This is a genomic window from Acinetobacter sp. RUH 2624 (genome assembly GCF_000162375.2).
GTDB classification, from domain to species: Bacteria; Pseudomonadota; Gammaproteobacteria; order Pseudomonadales; family Moraxellaceae; genus Acinetobacter; species Acinetobacter nosocomialis.
This window is the reverse complement of the sequence record NZ_KI391939.1, coordinates 2,426,988-2,443,969: the sequence shown is the minus strand read 5'-3', so window position 1 is coordinate 2,443,969 and position 16,982 is coordinate 2,426,988. Positions and strand designations below refer to the sequence as shown.

Below are 16,982 nucleotides of genomic sequence, written 5' to 3'. Positions count from 1 at the left end.
CTTAAAGTCATATTTTTCTTGTAAGCAAATATGTTGTTAAAGTGTGAAATAGCTTTCTTTTTTTGAAAAAAATATTAAATTATCAATATCATGGCGAGTACTATCTAGACGGATAAGAGGCCAGTGAAAAAAGAAAAATATGATGTGTTCCTCCCCCCTACATCTGGAGATGTTTAGATGAGTATTATTCAAGAATTTAAAGAATTTGCCATTAAAGGCAATATGATGGATTTAGCCATTGGTGTAATTATTGGTGGTGCTTTTGGCAAAATCGTGGACTCGTTAGTAAAAGATATCATCATGCCGCTTATCACTGTAATTACAGGTGGTGGTGTTGATTTCTCGCAGAAATTTATCGTATTAGGTGCAAACCCTAATAATTTACAATCTCTAGATGCCTTACAAAAAGCAGGTATCAATGTATTAACTTACGGTAACTTCCTGACCATTTTAATTAACTTCCTGATTTTGGCTTGGGTTGTGTTCTTAATGGTGAAATTATTAAACAAACTTCGCCGTGATAAGAATGAGCCAGAAGCTCCAGCTGCAACTCCTGAAGACGTACAATTATTGCGCGAAATTCGTGATGAGTTGAAAAAGAAAGCTTAAGCAGATTTCAAATAAAAAAACGGTACTTAGAGTACCGTTTTTTATTACATCACATTTTATACTGGACTAGAGATATTGATAAAATTGTAAGGTCGCAGTTAAGTTTAGCTAAGCATATTGAACAAGGAACATAAATTAATGAATCAGCTTTTTGTATATGGAACCTTATGTCCTAATAAAGCAAATGCTCATATTTTAGAGCAGATTGGTGGAAGCTGGACGAAAGCTAGTGTACGAGGGGTAATTCATATTTTAGAGTGGGGCCCAGACAAAGGTTTAAAAGCGTTAGAGTTAGATTCGCAAGCAGATTGGATAGAAGGTTATGTGTTTAGCACAGAAAAACTTGCTGAAAACTGGCAAATGTTAGATGACTTTGAAGGCTTTCAATACCAACGTGTAATCGCTGATATAAAACTAGAGTCGGGTGAATATATTAAAGCCTGGACATATCAAATGAATGCACAGGCTAAAACTTTTGAAAACGACAATTAAATTAATGAGTCCTAACGTAAGCTACCCATTCGGAATTTAACTTCTAAAAGATGATAGCCAAACTGGCTTTTGATAGGACCTTGTAACACGCGTTCAGCAGCAGTAAAAACGACTTTGTCTATAACAGGTACCAACTGTCCTTTTTTGACTTCACCAAGTTCTCCACCACGTTTTGCTGAATTGCAAGTGGAGTATTGCTTGGCAAGTTTGGCAAAGTCAGCCCCACTTTGTAGCTTCTTTTTTAGCTGTTCGGCTAAGTCTTTATCTTTGACTAAAATATGTCGGACAATTGCTGTTTGCATGTTGTCTTCCTCCAAAAAATTAAGGCTTTCTCAGCTTTTTAAGCGGTTGGCATTGTGGGCAAAATACACTGGCGCGCTGACCGAGTTTTAAGTTTTCTAATGTGGTTTCACAGTTAACACACATTTCTCCGGCACGACTATAAGCGAGTAAAGTCTGTTGAAAATAACCATTTTCACCCATGGCATTGCTGTAGTCTCGTAAAGTCGAGCCGCCTAAATCAATTGCTGACTTCAAAATTCGCTTAATCTCGATAACCAGTTTCTCAATTTGTTGCATAGTCAAATCGCCAGCAGGCTGAGCTGGGTGAATGCCTACATTAAACAAGCTTTCGGTTGCATAGATATTGCCAACACCAACCACTACATGATTATCCATGAGTGCAATTTTTATGCCGACAGCTTTATTCTTGAGTTTGGAAGCTAAATATTCTGCATGAAAGTCAGTACTTAAAGGCTCTGGGCCTAAAGTATCGATGAGTTTGCCTTGAGTTTCAGGGTTAAGCCAAAGAATGCAGCCAAAACGACGTGGGTCGTGGTAACGTAACTGCTGATCTTCAAATTGAATAATCAGATGATCATGCTTTCTAAATTCATCGTTTGGTTGACACAGACGAAAGCTTCCTGACATGCCTAAATGCCAGAGCATTTGATCTTGTTCAAACTCTGCCAAAATATATTTTGAGCGACGATTTAATCCAATCAGGCGTTGCCCAACAAGTCTTTGAATATCATCTGGTATTGGCCAACGTAAGCTAGGGTTACGTACTTCAACACTTAAAACTTTTTGATTCAATAAGGGAAATAAACTGGTTTTGGTGGTTTCGACTTCGGGTAACTCAGGCATGCCAACTCGCAGAATTAACAGATATACTGGATTAATCAAGTATAACGTGTGGTATGTAATATTTCAGAGAATACTATGTCAGATATTTTACCATTAAGCTGGTTTCAACGAGAAACTTCGGAAGTAGCATATGATTTAATCGGCTGCGTATTATGTAAGCGACAACCTGATGGACAAGTTATCCGCTGTACAATTAGTGAAACAGAAGCTTATTTAGGCGTGCGTGATAAAGCCTGCCATAGCTACAATGACAAACGTACCGCACGAACAGAAGTGATGTATCGCCATGGTGGTACCATTTATGTCTATTTAATTTATGGCATGTATGAAATGCTCAACATTATTACTCAAACAGAAGGTGTACCTGAAGGAGTGATGATTCGATCAGCATTTTTAAATGGTGCTTCAACCAAAAAAGAATATAAGCTTTTGGCTGGACCTGGCAAACTGACGCGTTATTTAGGCATTAATCGGACTTTAAAAGGCCAGACTTTAGGTGAAGAATCTGGACTATGGATTGAGGCAGCCACTACACAGCCAGAAGTGGTTTTAACGCCACGTATTGGAATTGATTATGCCGAGGAAGCAAAAGATTGGCCTGAACGATATTGCTGGAAAGATCATCCATCTTTGAGCCGATAACTCTTAAACTGGAAATCAATTTTTATATCGCAAAACGACTGTTCCAGATTTACAACAATGTAAACCGAATTCTATATCCAGACAAGACACTGCTTTTTGTTATCATAACTACAATATAAATAAAGGAAATAAGCATGTCCTTATTACGCTTAGACCGACTTCACTACTGTATTTTGATGAGTATGGGCTGTATTTCTAGCCCACTTGTTTGGGCAGAAGACTTAAATTCAGATGTTGCCAAATTGCCTACTTTACATGTGGAAGCAACGCGTACTGATACTACTTACTTACAAACACCTGCTTCGGTTTTTCGAATCGAGGCACCTCAGGCGGATAATTCTTCACAAGTGAATTTGACCGAAGTTGTGAAGGGGATACCGAGTTTGCAAATTCGTAACCGTGAAAATTATGCGCAAGATTTACAGCTATCTATGCGTGGTTTTGGTGCACGTTCTACTTTTGGTGTCCGAGGTATTCGCCTATATGTGGATGGTATTCCTGCAACAATGCCAGATGGGCAAGGCCAAACGTCTAATATCGACTTAAGCAGTCTGGATCATGTTGAAGTCCTAACAGGGCCTTTTTCTTCACTTTATGGAAACTCATCGGGCGGGACAATTTTAACTTCTACTAAAGAAGGACAAGGGAAAGACTCAATTGAGCTCAGCTATTCGGGTGGTAGTCAAGATAAAAGCCGAGCAGGGTTAGTGCTACAAGGTGGGGCAAAAGGGGCGAATGAACCAAGTTATATTATTAGCTCATCATACTTCGATACCGATGGTTACCGAGAACATAGCGGGGCAGAAAAAATATTAAATAATGCAAAGCTCAGTTGGAACCTTGATGATGGAAGTAAAATCAACTGGGTGACTAACTATGTCAAAATCAATGCCGATGATCCACAGGGTTTAACGCATGATCAGTGGAATGCGAATCCAAAGCAACAAGTTCCGTTTTTAAAGCAATTTAATGTTCGTAAAGATATCGAACAAACCCAAACGGGCATGACATGGTCTAAGCCTATTAATGATAAAAATGAACTTTATGCCATGGCATATTTGGGTAATCGTCAAGTCACTCAGTATCAATCTATTCCTAAATCTACCCAAGATGCCAGTATCAATCATGCGGGTGGTGTGATTGATTTTGACCGTAATTATTATGGTGCTGATTTCCGTTGGACAGGTAAAGAACTATTGCCAAATACAACGGTGAGTTTGGGGGTTGCACTCGATGCGATGGATGAAGATCGTAAAGGCTTTGAAAACTTTAATTTAGTAAATGGTCAACCTTCTTATGGCGTCAAAGGTAAATTACGCCGTGATGAAGACAATACTCTGTGGAATATCGATCCATATTTACAAGCTTCATGGCAGTTCTTACCTACATGGCGTATAGATACAGGTGTGCGCTATAGCAATGTGCATTACAAATCCAAAGATAACTATTTAAGTAATGGCGACGATAGCGGCAAGACTGATTACAGTAAAGTTTTACCGTCGCTTGCGTTAAGTTGGCAAATTTTACCTGAGCTCATGGCTTATATGAGTTATGCCAAAGGGTTTGAAACACCGACCTTTACTGAAATGGCATATCAAACTGATACGACAAAGTCAGGTTTTAATTTTGATTTAAAACCATCGACCAGTGATACCTATGAAGCTGGTTTAAAATCACAAAACCAATTAGGTGATTTTACTTTGGCAGTTTTTCAAACTAAAACCAAAAATGACATTGTTTCAGCAGGAAGCTCAAATGGTCGTTCTACCTTCCGAAATGCGGATAAAACTTTGCGTGAAGGGGTAGAGTTTGCATGGAATAAAAAGTTGTGGCGAGATTTAACAGCGACAGCAAGCTATGCCTATTTAGATGCTACTTTTGATGCGGATATTCCTGCTTTAGGCAATATTGCTCAAATTCCAGCTGGCAATGCGATTCCTGGAATTGCTAAAAATCAGGCTTACATTTCTTTAGCTTGGCAACCGAGCCACGGACTATATGGTGGTGTAGATGTACAGTATATGGACAAAGTATACGTGAATGATACCAACAGTGACGCAGCACCAAGCTACAGTGTAACTTCAGCAAATATTGGTTATGCATGGGATTTAGGTACTTGGAAAGTCAAAAGCTTTGCTCGTGTAGATAACCTATTTGATAAAAATTATGCGGGTTCAGTTATCGTAAATGATGGTAATGATCGTTACTTTGAACCCGCTGATGGGCGTAACTGGAGTGCAGGTTTACGTGTAATTAAACAATTCTAGGAATTTAAAATGGCAAAATTATTTGAAACGGTTAATTTTGATTCGCTACAACTGGTCAATAGAATTGTAATTGCCCCAATGTGTCAGTATTCGGCAACTGATGAAGGCGAAATTACCTATTGGCATGAGCAGCAATGGGCAAATTACGCGTTGTCTGGAGCTGGGTTATGCATTGTGGAAGCTACGGCTGTACAAGCGGAAGGTCGAATTAGTTACGCAGATCTTGGACTTTGGAATGATCAGCAACGTGACCAAATCAAAACTTTATTAGGAAAAGTTAAAACACTTTCTCCTATGCCATTTGGAATTCAGTTAGCACATGCTGGACGTAAGGCATCAACTGAAAAGCCTTGGTTGGGGAAAGGTCAAATTGCAAAAGATCAGCCACATGGTTGGCAAACAGTTGCCCCAAGTACAAGTACTTTTTCGGTTCACGATGCAGCACCACATGCATTAACAGTTGATGAAATTAAACAAATTCAACAAGACTTTGCAGCTGCAGCAAAACGTGCAGTTGAAGCGGGCTTTGAGCTAATCGAAGTACATGCGGCGCATGGCTACTTGTTGCATCAATTTTTATCTCCAATTGCCAATCAACGTACTGACGAATATGGCGGCTCTTTAGAAAACCGTATGCGTATGACGCTTGAAGTACTTCAGGCAATTAAACTTGCTGTTCCTGCAGGTTATCCTGTAGGGGTGCGTTTATCTGCAACTGACTGGATGGATGGTAACGAACAGTGGGACATTGAGTCTACGGTTGGTTTATCAAAAGCCTTAGAGCAGTTGGGAGCCGCTTATATCCATGTCTCTAGTGGTGGCTTACATGAACACCAAAATATTACCATCGGGGCAGGTTACCAAGTACCATTCGCGGAGCAGGTTAAAAAACATGTATCTATTCCTGTGATTGCGGTAGGTCTTATTACTGATCCACAGCATGCTGAACAAATTTTAGAAAACCAACAAGCTGATGCCATTGGTCTTGCACGTGCAATGTTATATGACCCACGTTGGCCGTGGCATGCTGCAGCTACATTGGGGGCAAAAGTCAAAATTGCTCCTCAATATTTGCGTTGTCAACCACATGGCTTAAAACAGCTTTTTGATTCTTTTTAGTTTTTAAATATGCGGGCAAATTAAGATTTGCCCGTTTTTCTTTTGAAATGAGTGAGGAAGTAGTCTGTGGTTTTTCAGGTAATCTTACCAATTTTGATTTTATTATTGATGGGGTACTGTAGTGTCCTCATTAAATTGGTGACACCTGAGCAAATTAAGGCTCTTAGCGCATTCGTTATTAAAATTGCTCTTCCTGCATTTTTAATCCAATCCTTAGCCAATAAAAATTTACAAGATATTTGGCACCCAGCTTATTTTATTGCTTACGGTGGTGGCTCTTTAATCTTGTTTTTTCTGGCTTTTATTATTTATCGAAAATATTTTAAAAACAGCTTAACCCATAGTGCAGTCATATCAATGGGTGCTTCTATGTCAAATACAGGTTTTATAGGTACTGCTATTTTGACTATGCTCATGGGTAGTCATGCTGCAATCTATATATCTTTAACTTTAATCATTGAAAACTTATTAATCGTCGCTTTAATGCTTATTTTGGCAGAAGCGGGATTACATCAACAGCAGCGGCTTTTGCCTTTACTGAAAAAAACATTCATAAATTTAATTAAAAATCCTGTAATTATTGCAATTTTAGTGGGGATGAGCTGTATCTTGCTAGGTATTCATCTGCCTTCAAAACTTGGGCAAGCTTTAGAACTTTTAGGAAGGACAGCCTCACCTTTAGCACTATTTGCTATTGGCGGCAGCTTGGTTGGTATAGGTATTACCGCCGTGAATTTACAAAGTGTATTGTTGGCTGGGTTTAATGTCATTCTTATGCCAGTTGTGATTTTTGGATTGTTCCTTTTATTACCAAACGTCAGTCAAGAGATGTTATATGCCGGAACATTAATTGCGGCACTGCCCATGCCAATTGCTTTTGGTATTTTTGGGCAAGCATATGGTTTAAATGAAAGAGCATTAACACCTTTAATGATAAGTACCATTATTGGTTTTATTGGTGTAAGTGGGCTTATCGCTTTGTGGTGGTAAAAGATAAGCCCCATACGGGGCTGTTGTTTCTTTGCTATTTTTTAGGTGCAGGCTGTGTAGGGGCGGCTGCAGCTTGTTTATTCTTCTCAGCAATAATCTTTTCGACTGAAGCTAAAGATTCTCTAGCATTAGGAACATTTTGGTTAGCAAGTTCAGTAAAAATCTGTTTTGCTTGAGGCAAGTTCTGAGGAATGATATTGCCATTTGCCATCATAGTCGCTAAAGCCATAGACGCTGGTGCATAACCTTTTTGTGCAATTGCTTGTAAAGCTTCAATGCCTTGGCGTTTCATTAGCGGGTTTTTATTTTCAACCCCTTGGCTAATATCATAAAGAGCTTTGACCTGAATAGCAGGGTAGTTTCCTTTTCGAATTAAAGGCGCTAGCTTTTGTAAAGCAATTTGATGAGACTGTGGCTTTTTCTGAGCAAATAAAATGGTCGCAATTTTTACCGTTGCATCATCAGAGCCTTGAGCTGATGCTTTTTGCACATATTGGCTAAATTTATTACTATCTTTTGCAACGCCTAATTCACCCGTTTCATAAATCTGTGCAAGTCTATAACTGGCCTGGGCATAACCTTTGTTTGAAGCGTCTTCATAATATTTTAGAGCTTTGGCATTATCTTTAGGGGTGCCTTGTCCCATTTGCGTCATATAACCTAAGTTATAGATCGCTTGAGCATTTCCTGTCTGCGCAAGGCGCTGCACTTCTTGGAAAGCAGCAGGATAATTTTTTGCCGCATACAATTGTTCAGCCTGTTTAAAGACATCATTTTTTGCCACAGATGCTGTAGTGTCTGCCGCAAAGATTGATGAACTTGAAATGGCGATTAGGCTGGCGATGAGTAATTTCTTCATTTCTTTTTAACCTTTTACTTTGTAGCTACATCATTCCATCGATGTATTGAATCAACTCAACTTCTCATCATAAATATTGATAGATGAAAGTAAACAGCCGATTTGTATATAAAACGATGTCTATAAAGCAAACTATGGAGAAAAATAATATGCCACTCTACTTCTGAGAGTGGCATATAGCATTATTTTACTGATTTAAGTAATGCTTCAATTTGTTTTGCATCACTTGGTACACCAGAGATTCTTTGACCATCTTGCAAGAATAGGGTTGGTGTTCCATCGATATTTAATTTTTGTCCTAAAGCGATATTCTTTTGAATTGGGCTTGAGCAACTTTTGCTGTTAGCCGGCAATTTGCGATCAAGCATATAACTGGTCCAAGCTTCCGAAGGGTTCTTTGAACACCAGATCTGATTTGAAACTTTTTCAGCATTGGGGTGCAAACTGGTCAGCGGATATAAGAATACATATACCGTTACGTTATCAACCCCAACCATATTTTGTTCTAGGCGCTGACAGTAAGGACAATCAGGGTCGCTGAAAATATAAAGAGTACGTTCTCCTTTACCTTTTACATATTTAATCGCTTGGTTTAGAGGTAGGCTTTTAACATCAATTTTACCCAATTCGGCAATTCGTTCTTCTGTCATATTTTTTTGTTGTTTGATATCAACTAAATTGCCTACAAAAAAGTATTTAGCATCTTGATTGGTATAAACAATACGACCGCTTGTATACACTTCATAAATACCTTGCACAGGTGATTGATAAACACCTTTTACAGGTAAGTCTGGGTAATTTGTTTTCAGATTTTGTTCAAGTGTTTTTACATCAGCATGAGCAGAACCGAAAAAAGCCAGACTCAACATGAGTGTAGCAAGTTTAGTTTTCATATTTTTTCTCTTAGATTTCAATCTGGATTATGATGGCATAGAAAAATTAAAAAATTGATGCCCTAATTAAATGAATTTATTAGAATTTTGTATCTATAGAAAAGCCCGTAGGGTCATCCACGGGCTTTTTATTTGCTAAATCTGCTTATTGTGGTCTAGCAACATCACCACTTAAAGCTTCTGGTAAATCTAAAACTTGAAGGCCGAGTTCTGCTAGAGCGGCAGGTTTCGCAACAACTAAGGCAATATAACCGTCAGTGGTTTGGGTACTATTAACCACTTCTACATCATTGTGCAGTTGAGTTGCTGGAGAAGGTGCATCACCTGTACCTTGAACTAAATGCAACCAGTGTTTTGGTTTTGCTTTAAACCAAAGGCGCGCCACAATTTCTTGACCTAAGTAACAGCCTTTATCGTAATTGACGCCTTCACGTTGATGTAAACGTAATTCTTGTGGCTGAAACTCATGTTCAGTCGCTTGAGCAATCCATGCTTGACCTGTCATGATGGCTTGTTTTTGCCATTCGGAAATATCAGTTTCTGTAGAGCTGAACTCAGTATGGTCATTCACAACTTTTGGAAACACAACGCCTTGTTCACTTAAGGTCATTTTTGAAAATGCGCCATATTTTTTAATATGCTTAGCAAACTCTTCAGCTTGATCTTGAGTAACAACAATCTCAAAACTTTCAGCGTTAATCTTTTTCAACCATAGGCCAAAATGAATACGGCCTTTAAGATCACAAATGGCTGTATAGCGTGTTTCATTTTCAGCTAAACGCTCAGTATCGACAGTCACTTGGCCTTGTAAAAACTTCTGTGCATCTACACCGTTTAATGCATATGAGGAGAAAGCGAGCAGACTCATGATTAATCTCAAATTCAATATGTTTCTTTATGATTGCTGACTATTTTGCTCCATTTTTATCAAAAAATCAGCCTTAGTTTTCGTAATTTAGTTTGTTAGAAACTGGTTATATAAATGGAAAAAACACCAAAAATATACGTTAAATGAAATTCTAGGGTTTAAGCTACTAAAGATAATTTCTATAACCTAAATGGACTTAAAATAAGGAGAACATAATGGCAACAGGTACAGTAAAATTACATCGCGTATTTAAAGCACCCGCTGAACGGGTTTATCGTGCTTTTCTCGATCCAGATGCTTTAGTTAAGTGGATGGCACCTCACGGTTTTACTGCGAAGGTTCATAGTTTTGATGCAAAAGTGGGTGGCTCATATAAAATGAGTTTTACCAACTTTTCAACAGGTTCAACACACTCATTTGGGGGAACTTATGTTGAACTCGTTCCAAATGAATTAATTCGTTATAACGACCAATTTGATGACTCAAATTTACCTGGTACGATGCAGGTCACTATTACATTAAAAACTGTATTGGTAGGCACAGAAATTCACATTACCCAAGAAGGCATACCAGAAGTTATTCCTGTGGAAGCATGTTATTTAGGTTGGCAAGAATCTTTATCTTTATTGAAGTTGTTGGTGGAAGCCGAAATCCCAGATCAGTAATCGCCTTTTAAAATTTTAAATATTAAATAAGAAAAGAGTGAGTAGAGAGGCTACTCACTCTTTTCTTTTTAAGTACATTAAAAGAGAACAAAATATTAAATCTGTTTATAAAGCCTAAACAATGAGGCGTTCTAGTGAGAAAAAGAGATGAACATACAAATTAAAAGAATTTATGAACAAGCAAGTACCGAGGATGGAAAACGAATATTAGTTGATCGGCTATGGAGCCGAGGGATAAGTAAAGAAAATGCTCATTTGGATTTATGGTTAAAAGAAATAGCTCCCTCAACTGAGCTACGTAAATGGTTTCATGCAGAGTCTGCAGAATATTGGGATGAGTTCAAACAGCGTTATTTAAAAGAACTAAGAAGCAACCCAGCAGTTAAAGAGTTACAAGACCTTGTGTCACATCATAAAGTCACGCTTTTATATTCGGCAAAAGATGTGGAACATAACCATGCAATTATTTTAAGAGATTATTTATTAGAGAAAGAGAAGAAATGAATATATAAATTTTTTTTTGGTAAAAGTCTTTTATTTAAAACTTTAAAAAATGAGTCATATCTCGCATAATATACTTTTTGAGATTTTTTTATGTCTTTACCAAATTGCCCAAAATGCCAATCAGAATATACCTATCAAGACGGCGACTTATTAATTTGCCCTGAATGCTCACATGAGTGGAAGGAAGGGGAAGCTTCAATAGCTGATGAACAAGAAGTGATTAAAGACGCAAATGGTAATGCCTTGGCAGATGGCGATAGTGTCACTGTGATTAAAGACTTAAAAATTAAAGGTTCATCGTCAGTTGTTAAAGTGGGAACAAAAGTAAAAACAATTCGTTTAGTACCAGATGCAAGTGATGGTCATAATATCGATTGCAAAATTGATGGTATTGGTCAGATGAAATTAAAATCTGAATTTGTAAAAAAAGCTTAATTTGTTAATTTTAATTACATTTCGGTAGAGGTACCTATCAGACCTCTACCTTTTTAAACTTTCAACATCCTTATAATTTTATTACCATAATGTATAAAAAGTAGACTATCCAAAGTTACATTGCTCATTTATATTGTCATTAATAACAAATAACTTTCGTCCAGAATAATAACGAAAGTCATACCCACACCAACAAAAAAACGAGGTTCTTATGGCAGGATGGTACGAGATTTCACAAGCGAGTGATGGACAATATCGCTTTGTACTTAAGGCAGGTAATGGCGAAATTATTTTAAATAGTGAGCTATATAAAGCGAAAGCATCGGCAGTCAATGATATTGAGTCAGTTCAAAAAAATAGTGGTGACGATGGACGATATGATCGTTTAACTGCAAAAAATGGAAAACCTTACTTCAATTTAAAAGCTGCAAATCATCAAATTATTGGTACAAGCCAATTCTATGCGAGCGAAGCATCGCGCGATAAAGGGATTGAATCGGTGAAAACCAATGGATCTTCAGCAACCATTAAAGACTTAACGGTTTAGGCGTAAAATTAAATATAAAAAAAGCAGCTTCTAAAAGCTGCTTTTTTATTTATGTCTTTATTAACGCGCTAACTTAGCTAAAAGTTCTTCTTTAGTTAAATTGCTCGCTTCAGCATCGCGGCGGCCTTTATATTCAAATGTACCAGCATCAAGGCCTTTCTCACCAATTACGATACGGTGTGGAATGCCCATTAACTCAAGGTCAGAGAATTTAACACCTGGACGTTCATTACGGTCATCAAGTAATACATCAAAACCTTGAGCTTGTAATTCAGCATAAAGTGCTTCAGCTGCTTCAAGAGTGCGAGGTGATTTGTGTGCATTCATTGGAACAATTGCGATTTCAAAAGGAGCAATTGCTTGTGGCCAAATAATCCCTTTGTCATCGTAGTTTTGCTCAATTGCAGCTGCAACTACGCGCGTTACACCAATACCGTAACAACCCATTGTTACTGTAAATGGTTTGCCATCTTCACCTAAAACTTTACAGCCTAATGCTTCAGAGTATTTAGTACCAAGTTGGAAAATATGACCCACTTCAATACCGCGTTTAATTTGTAGTGTGCCTTTACCATCTGGAGATGGATCGCCTTCAACCACATTACGCAAATCAAAGATTTCAATAATTTGTGCATCACGTTCCCAGTTTACGCCTACAGCGTGTTTATCAGCTTCATTTGCACCAGCAACAAAGTCAGAAAGAACAGATGCAGCACGGTCAACAATTACAGTGATACCTTTTTCAACCAAACCTTGTGGACCTGTAAAGCCAGCAGTTAAGCCAAATGCTTGAAGTTGCTCTTCTGTTGCAAACGTAAGAGGAGCGGCAACTAAAGGATGTTTCTCAGCTTTAATTTCATTGAGTTCGTGATCGCCACGTAAGAATAGGGCAACCACAGGTACATTACCTTTTTCGTCTGCAATACCTTGAACCAATAACGCTTTTACTGATTGTTTAGGATCAGCATTTAAGAACTGGCATACATCAGCAATTGTTTTTTGGTTTGGTGTTTCAACTAACTTAAATTCTTGTGCAGGCGCTGCGCGTTCACCTACTAAAACAGCCTCAGCCATTTCAACGTTCGCTGCATAATCAGATTCAGTTGAAAATGCGATGTCATCTTCACCACTTGAAGCCAATACGTGGAACTCATGTGAAGCTGAACCACCAATTGAGCCTGTGTCAGCTTGAACTGGGCGGAAGTCTAAACCTAAGCGAGTAAAAATACGGCTATAAGTGTCGTACATTACATCATAGGTTTCTTGTAATGATTCTTGAGTTGCATGGAAAGAATATGCATCTTTCATAATGAACTCGCGTGAACGCATTACACCAAAACGTGGACGAATTTCATCACGGAATTTGGTTTGAATTTGATAGAAATTTACAGGAAGTTGTTTATAACTTTTTAGCTCGTTACGTGCTAAATCGGTAATCACTTCTTCATGTGTAGGACCAAGCACAAACGGGTTGTCGTGACGATCTTTGAAGCGTAATAATTCAGGGCCGTATTGTTCATAACGACCTGATTCTTCCCACAAGCTTGCGGGTTGAGTCACGGGCATGAACACTTCCATAGCACCTGAACGATTCATTTCTTCACGAACAATCGCATCAACTTTTTTAAGCACACGTGTTCCCATCGGCAGCCATGTATATAAACCAGATGCCAATTTACGAATCATCCCCGCACGTAACATAAGCTGATGTGAAATCACTTCAGCATCGTTTGGGGTTTCTCTCAACGTTGCAAATAAAAAGCGGCTTGCGCGCATGGAAAAAGTCCTAAAAAGTTAAGCGTTATAAAAACGCAGATTATACGATAGTTGCTGCATTATGACATGAATCGTCGAGTTTGACGCAGCATAAAGTTTTTCAAGTCATCCAGATAAGTGAAAATGACGGGTACTACTACAAGAGTCAATAAGGTAGAGGTGATTACACCACCAATAACAGCATGGGCCATCGGTGCACTTTGCTCTCCGCCTTCGCCCAAGCCTAAAGCTAATGGAACCATACCCATGACCATAGCACTAGTAGTCATTAAAATAGGGCGTAAACGGGTTTTACCCGCTTGTAAAATAGCATCATAACGACTTTCCCCATGTTCCATGGCCTTTTTAATAAAGTCGATAAGTAAAATCGCGTTTTTGGTTACTAGCCCCATGAGCATAATAATGCCAATAATTGAAAATAGGTTTAGGGTACTTCTGAACAAGAACAGTGCAAGGAACACCCCAATCAATGACAGAGGCAAAGATGCCATAATCGCAGCTGGGTGAATAAAACTATTAAACTGAGAACCCAAAACAATATAAATAAATACAATGGAAAGTGTAATAGCAGTTAATGCATAACCCGCAGACTCGGCCATATCTGCATTGGCACCTTGGGTATTGAAGGTATAACCAGCAGGCAACTTAAATGCTTTTTGCATTTTATCGATGTCTTTACCGATATCCCCACTTGGGCGTCCTGATGTATTGGCTTGAATGAGTACTTCGCGCTCAAGATCACGTCGGTTAATTTGTGACGCACCGAATTTTTGCTCGGTTGTTGCTACTGCACTCAATGGAACTAATATCGGTTGTCCATTTGCACCAGTTTTGTTTGAGTTGAGATATAGGTTTTGCACGTCTTGCGGAAGCATGCGTTTGTTTTCATTTAAGCGGATATTTACATCATAAGTTTCGCCGTCACGGTCTTCCCACGTTGTGACATTATCGCCCGCAATGAGTGGTCGAATTGCATTGGCAACTTGGGAAACAGACAACCCTAAGTCACTTGCCAGTACACGATTAATATGAACACCTAAAGTTGGTTTCGGTTCTTTTAACGAGCTTTCTAAATCGACCACACCTTTAATTTTACCCATTTCAGTCATAAATCGATTTGAAATTTTTTGAAGTTCATTCAGGTCAGTTCCTTTAATCGAAATCATGATTGGCTTTTGACCACCAGAAACTGAATCTTGAGCCGCAGCAACGGAGGTAACACGAATACCCGCTACGGTTTGCAAACGATCACGGAATTCATTATTGAGCGTTGTTAAATCTGAACTACGTTGTTGTTTTGGTTTTAAAGTCACTCCTAAACCAGCGTGGTTTTTACCAGAGTCTATTGTGCTATTTACAACCCCGTAGGTAGAAACCACATCGGGAAATTGCCTAATAATTTGATCGACTTGATGTAACTTGGCTTGAGTATATTCTAAAGAAGCATCGACAGGCGTCTCGAACTGAATACGGATTTCACCTTTATCTGGAACTGGTACAAATTCGGTTCCAATCAATTTAGATAAACCTAAGGCCGCAACCAGTGAAGCAATCGCAATAATGACTGTAATAAAACGAAAGCGTAGAGCAAGTTTCAACAGCTTTTCATAAATATGGGTAAGGCCATCTAGTAATTTAGAAATGTGATTAAAGAAACGTTGTAGTCGTCTTTCTTTTTTCTTTACAGGGTCTTTCCAATGTGCTGAAAGCATTGGGTCGAGTGTAAAACTGATAAACATGGAAATAAGAACAGCTGTACTTACAGTTACCCCAAACTGGTAGAAGAAACGCCCAATTAACCCCCCCATGAAAGCAACAGGTAAAAATACCGCCACAATGGTAAGTGTAGTTGCGAGTACTGCTAACCCAATTTCTTTGGTCCCATCTAAAGCGGCGGTGACATGGTCTTTGCCAAGCTCTGTATGCCTAACAATGTTTTCTCGAACTACAATCGCGTCATCAATTAATAGGCCAATACTAAGTGATAGAGCTAACAGTGTCATCATGTTAATACTAAAACCAAAAGCCCAGATGAACGTTAATGTTCCAAGCAGGGTAATGGGTAAAGTTAAACCTGTAATGACGGTAGATCGGAAAGAACCTAAAAAGAGTAAAACAATTAAAACTGCTAAACCTGCTCCTTCAAGAATGGTACGTACTACATCTTTAATTGAAGCCCGAATACCTTTGGAGCTATCTGCGACGACTTTATAGTTTAATCCAGCAGGCATTTGAGCTTTTAGCTTCTCTAAGGTTTGATAAGTCTTATCGACAACTTGAATTACATTGGCATCTGAACTTTTTAAAATATCGATAGAGACTGCGGTTCTTCCATTATAAAAAGCACTGGATTGCAGTTCGGCTTGAGTGTCTTCAACGGTTGCCACTTGTTTTAGAAAAATAGGGGAGCCATTTTTATTAGCAATGACCAAGTCACCAAAACCAAAAGGATGAATAACTTTTGATTGAATCTGTACCACTAGTTCAGAATTCTTTTGCTGTAAAGTTCCTGCAGGTACTTCTATATTTTCATTTTTTAGTGTGTTAATGACCTGATCAATGCCAATACCATAGCTTTGTAATTGTTCAGGATGAACTTTTATACGAATTTGACGTTTCGCATCACCTAGTAAATTGACATTACCTACACCAGAAACGGTTTTAAGTTGCGGCACAATTTTTTTGTCTACATAAGAACTTAATTGAGCCAAGCTCATCGTATTCGACTCAAATACCACCGACATAATCGGGCTAGATGAAGGATCGTATCGTTGCACAATCGGCGTATCAATTTCATCACGAAATTGAGCGATAACCGGAGCAATTTTGTCGCGAACATCTTGAGCAGCAATTGCTGAAGAGGTGTCTAGATTAAACTCGGCAATCACCATCGATGACCCTTCACTTGAACGTGAAGTAATTTGTTTAATGCCTGAAATTGTATTGATTTGATCTTCGAGTTTTTTTGTAATATCAGACTCAACTGCTTCAGGTGAAGCACCAGCATATTGCGTGGTAACCACTACAAATGGGAAATCTACGTTAGGAAACTCTTCAACGGTCATGCGTTTCCAAGAGGCTAACCCGAGTACCATTAAGCACAGCATCATCATAATGGTAAAAACGGGGTACTTCACACTGATTCGGGTAAACCACATAAGCTATTTGCT

The 16,982-nt window shown here is 38.5% G+C and carries 17 protein-coding genes; 10 read left to right on the top strand and 7 right to left on the bottom strand.

From position 1 onward, the window contains the following. Nucleotides 1–177: 177 nt before the first annotated feature. Together mscL and HMPREF0014_RS18040 are read left to right on the top strand one after the other, a co-directional pair. Nucleotides 178–609 carry a large conductance mechanosensitive channel protein MscL gene (gene mscL, locus HMPREF0014_RS18045; RefSeq protein ID WP_006580342.1) on the top strand — a complete coding sequence of 144 codons (432 nt, stop codon included), beginning with the start codon at nucleotides 178–180 and terminating at the stop codon, nucleotides 607–609. A gap of 138 nt (nucleotides 610–747) precedes the next feature. Further along, nucleotides 748–1,101: a gamma-glutamylcyclotransferase family protein gene (locus HMPREF0014_RS18040; protein ID WP_006580343.1), complete on the top strand. Its 354-nt coding sequence runs from the start codon at nucleotides 748–750 to the stop codon at nucleotides 1,099–1,101. An 11-nt stretch (nucleotides 1,102–1,112) separates the two neighbouring features. Here the strand turns inward: HMPREF0014_RS18040 and HMPREF0014_RS18035 are convergent, their stop codons facing one another. Together HMPREF0014_RS18035 and mutM are read right to left on the bottom strand one after the other, a co-directional pair. Continuing rightward, nucleotides 1,113–1,403, bottom strand: coding sequence for a peptidylprolyl isomerase (locus HMPREF0014_RS18035; RefSeq protein WP_002051379.1), 291 nt, complete (start codon nucleotides 1,401–1,403; stop codon nucleotides 1,113–1,115). 19 nt (nucleotides 1,404–1,422) lie between these two features. After that, on the bottom strand, nucleotides 1,423–2,247 hold the full coding sequence (gene mutM, locus HMPREF0014_RS18030) for a bifunctional DNA-formamidopyrimidine glycosylase/DNA-(apurinic or apyrimidinic site) lyase (RefSeq protein ID WP_006580344.1): 825 nt from the start codon (nucleotides 2,245–2,247) through the stop codon (nucleotides 1,423–1,425). Nucleotides 2,248–2,322: 75 nt separating this feature from the next. Here mutM and HMPREF0014_RS18025 point away from each other — a divergent pair, with 75 nt between their 5' ends. The 4 genes from HMPREF0014_RS18025 to HMPREF0014_RS18010 all read left to right on the top strand — a co-directional run bounded on the left by HMPREF0014_RS18025 (nucleotide 2,323) and on the right by HMPREF0014_RS18010 (nucleotide 7,265). Continuing rightward, nucleotides 2,323–2,889, top strand: a complete 567-nt coding sequence (locus HMPREF0014_RS18025; RefSeq protein WP_020992279.1) for a DNA-3-methyladenine glycosylase — start codon at nucleotides 2,323–2,325, stop codon at nucleotides 2,887–2,889. A gap of 134 nt (nucleotides 2,890–3,023) precedes the next feature. Further along, nucleotides 3,024–5,156 (top strand): TonB-dependent receptor, encoded by a 2,133-nt coding sequence (locus tag HMPREF0014_RS18020; RefSeq protein WP_006580346.1) that lies wholly within the window; start codon nucleotides 3,024–3,026, stop codon nucleotides 5,154–5,156. 9 nt (nucleotides 5,157–5,165) lie between these two features. Further along, on the top strand, nucleotides 5,166–6,275 hold the full coding sequence (locus tag HMPREF0014_RS18015; RefSeq protein WP_006580347.1) for an NADH:flavin oxidoreductase/NADH oxidase: 1,110 nt from the start codon (nucleotides 5,166–5,168) through the stop codon (nucleotides 6,273–6,275). Between the two features lie 66 nt (nucleotides 6,276–6,341). Continuing rightward, the gene (locus tag HMPREF0014_RS18010; protein ID WP_006580348.1) at nucleotides 6,342–7,265 is read left to right on the top strand and encodes an AEC family transporter; all 924 of its coding nucleotides are present in this window, start codon (nucleotides 6,342–6,344) and stop codon (nucleotides 7,263–7,265) included. Nucleotides 7,266–7,299: 34 nt separating this feature from the next. On the opposite strand, the gene HMPREF0014_RS18005 is transcribed toward HMPREF0014_RS18010, so the two are convergent. The 3 genes from HMPREF0014_RS18005 to HMPREF0014_RS17995 all read right to left on the bottom strand — a co-directional run bounded on the left by HMPREF0014_RS18005 (nucleotide 7,300) and on the right by HMPREF0014_RS17995 (nucleotide 9,885). After that, nucleotides 7,300–8,124, bottom strand: coding sequence for a tetratricopeptide repeat protein (locus HMPREF0014_RS18005; protein WP_002051569.1), 825 nt, complete (start codon nucleotides 8,122–8,124; stop codon nucleotides 7,300–7,302). A gap of 182 nt (nucleotides 8,125–8,306) precedes the next feature. Beyond that, on the bottom strand, nucleotides 8,307–9,017 hold the full coding sequence (locus HMPREF0014_RS18000; protein ID WP_006580349.1) for a DsbC family protein: 711 nt from the start codon (nucleotides 9,015–9,017) through the stop codon (nucleotides 8,307–8,309). A gap of 145 nt (nucleotides 9,018–9,162) precedes the next feature. Then, a complete protein-coding gene (locus tag HMPREF0014_RS17995) occupies nucleotides 9,163–9,885 on the bottom strand; it encodes a glycine cleavage system protein T (protein ID WP_006580350.1) in 723 nt (240 codons plus the stop codon). Between the two features lie 212 nt (nucleotides 9,886–10,097). Between HMPREF0014_RS17995 and HMPREF0014_RS17990 the strand changes: the two genes are divergently transcribed. The 4 genes from HMPREF0014_RS17990 (at nucleotide 10,098) to HMPREF0014_RS17975 (ending at nucleotide 12,036) form a co-directional block, all read left to right on the top strand. Beyond that, nucleotides 10,098–10,550, top strand: a complete 453-nt coding sequence (locus HMPREF0014_RS17990; protein WP_079377340.1) for an SRPBCC family protein — start codon at nucleotides 10,098–10,100, stop codon at nucleotides 10,548–10,550. 147 nt (nucleotides 10,551–10,697) lie between these two features. Continuing rightward, complete coding sequence (locus tag HMPREF0014_RS17985) at nucleotides 10,698–11,054, top strand: DUF488 domain-containing protein (protein WP_006580352.1); 357 nt, start codon at nucleotides 10,698–10,700, stop codon at nucleotides 11,052–11,054. A gap of 90 nt (nucleotides 11,055–11,144) precedes the next feature. Further along, complete coding sequence (locus HMPREF0014_RS17980) at nucleotides 11,145–11,489, top strand: zinc ribbon domain-containing protein YjdM (protein ID WP_004885364.1); 345 nt, start codon at nucleotides 11,145–11,147, stop codon at nucleotides 11,487–11,489. Between the two features lie 211 nt (nucleotides 11,490–11,700). After that, nucleotides 11,701–12,036: a YegP family protein gene (locus tag HMPREF0014_RS17975; protein WP_006580353.1), complete on the top strand. Its 336-nt coding sequence runs from the start codon at nucleotides 11,701–11,703 to the stop codon at nucleotides 12,034–12,036. Between the two features lie 60 nt (nucleotides 12,037–12,096). Here the strand turns inward: HMPREF0014_RS17975 and HMPREF0014_RS17970 are convergent, their stop codons facing one another. Next, a complete protein-coding gene (locus tag HMPREF0014_RS17970) occupies nucleotides 12,097–13,812 on the bottom strand; it encodes a proline--tRNA ligase (RefSeq protein WP_006580354.1) in 1,716 nt (571 codons plus the stop codon). Nucleotides 13,813–13,871: 59 nt separating this feature from the next. Further along, nucleotides 13,872–16,970, bottom strand: coding sequence for an efflux RND transporter permease subunit (locus HMPREF0014_RS17965; RefSeq protein ID WP_006580355.1), 3,099 nt, complete (start codon nucleotides 16,968–16,970; stop codon nucleotides 13,872–13,874). Nucleotides 16,971–16,982 lie beyond the last annotated feature (12 nt).

Bases quoted from the DNA above. Each gene is read 5' to 3' on its own strand.
- mscL (WP_006580342.1), top strand. From the start codon at position 178: ATGAGTATTATTCAAGAATTTAAAGAATTTGCCATTAAAGGCAATATG.
- HMPREF0014_RS18040 (WP_006580343.1), top strand. From the start codon at position 748: ATGAATCAGCTTTTTGTATATGGAACCTTATGTCCTAATAAAGCAAAT.
- HMPREF0014_RS18035 (WP_002051379.1), bottom strand. From the start codon at position 1,403: ATGCAAACAGCAATTGTCCGACATATTTTAGTCAAAGATAAAGACTTA.
- mutM (WP_006580344.1), bottom strand. From the start codon at position 2,247: ATGCCTGAGTTACCCGAAGTCGAAACCACCAAAACCAGTTTATTTCCC.
- HMPREF0014_RS18025 (WP_020992279.1), top strand. From the start codon at position 2,323: ATGTCAGATATTTTACCATTAAGCTGGTTTCAACGAGAAACTTCGGAA.
- HMPREF0014_RS18020 (WP_006580346.1), top strand. From the start codon at position 3,024: ATGTCCTTATTACGCTTAGACCGACTTCACTACTGTATTTTGATGAGT.
- HMPREF0014_RS18015 (WP_006580347.1), top strand. From the start codon at position 5,166: ATGGCAAAATTATTTGAAACGGTTAATTTTGATTCGCTACAACTGGTC.
- HMPREF0014_RS18005 (WP_002051569.1), bottom strand. From the start codon at position 8,124: ATGAAGAAATTACTCATCGCCAGCCTAATCGCCATTTCAAGTTCATCA.
- HMPREF0014_RS18000 (WP_006580349.1), bottom strand. From the start codon at position 9,017: ATGAAAACTAAACTTGCTACACTCATGTTGAGTCTGGCTTTTTTCGGT.
- HMPREF0014_RS17995 (WP_006580350.1), bottom strand. From the start codon at position 9,885: ATGAGTCTGCTCGCTTTCTCCTCATATGCATTAAACGGTGTAGATGCA.
- HMPREF0014_RS17985 (WP_006580352.1), top strand. From the start codon at position 10,698: ATGAACATACAAATTAAAAGAATTTATGAACAAGCAAGTACCGAGGAT.
- HMPREF0014_RS17980 (WP_004885364.1), top strand. From the start codon at position 11,145: ATGTCTTTACCAAATTGCCCAAAATGCCAATCAGAATATACCTATCAA.
- HMPREF0014_RS17975 (WP_006580353.1), top strand. From the start codon at position 11,701: ATGGCAGGATGGTACGAGATTTCACAAGCGAGTGATGGACAATATCGC.
- HMPREF0014_RS17970 (WP_006580354.1), bottom strand. From the start codon at position 13,812: ATGCGCGCAAGCCGCTTTTTATTTGCAACGTTGAGAGAAACCCCAAAC.
- HMPREF0014_RS17965 (WP_006580355.1), bottom strand. From the start codon at position 16,970: ATGTGGTTTACCCGAATCAGTGTGAAGTACCCCGTTTTTACCATTATG.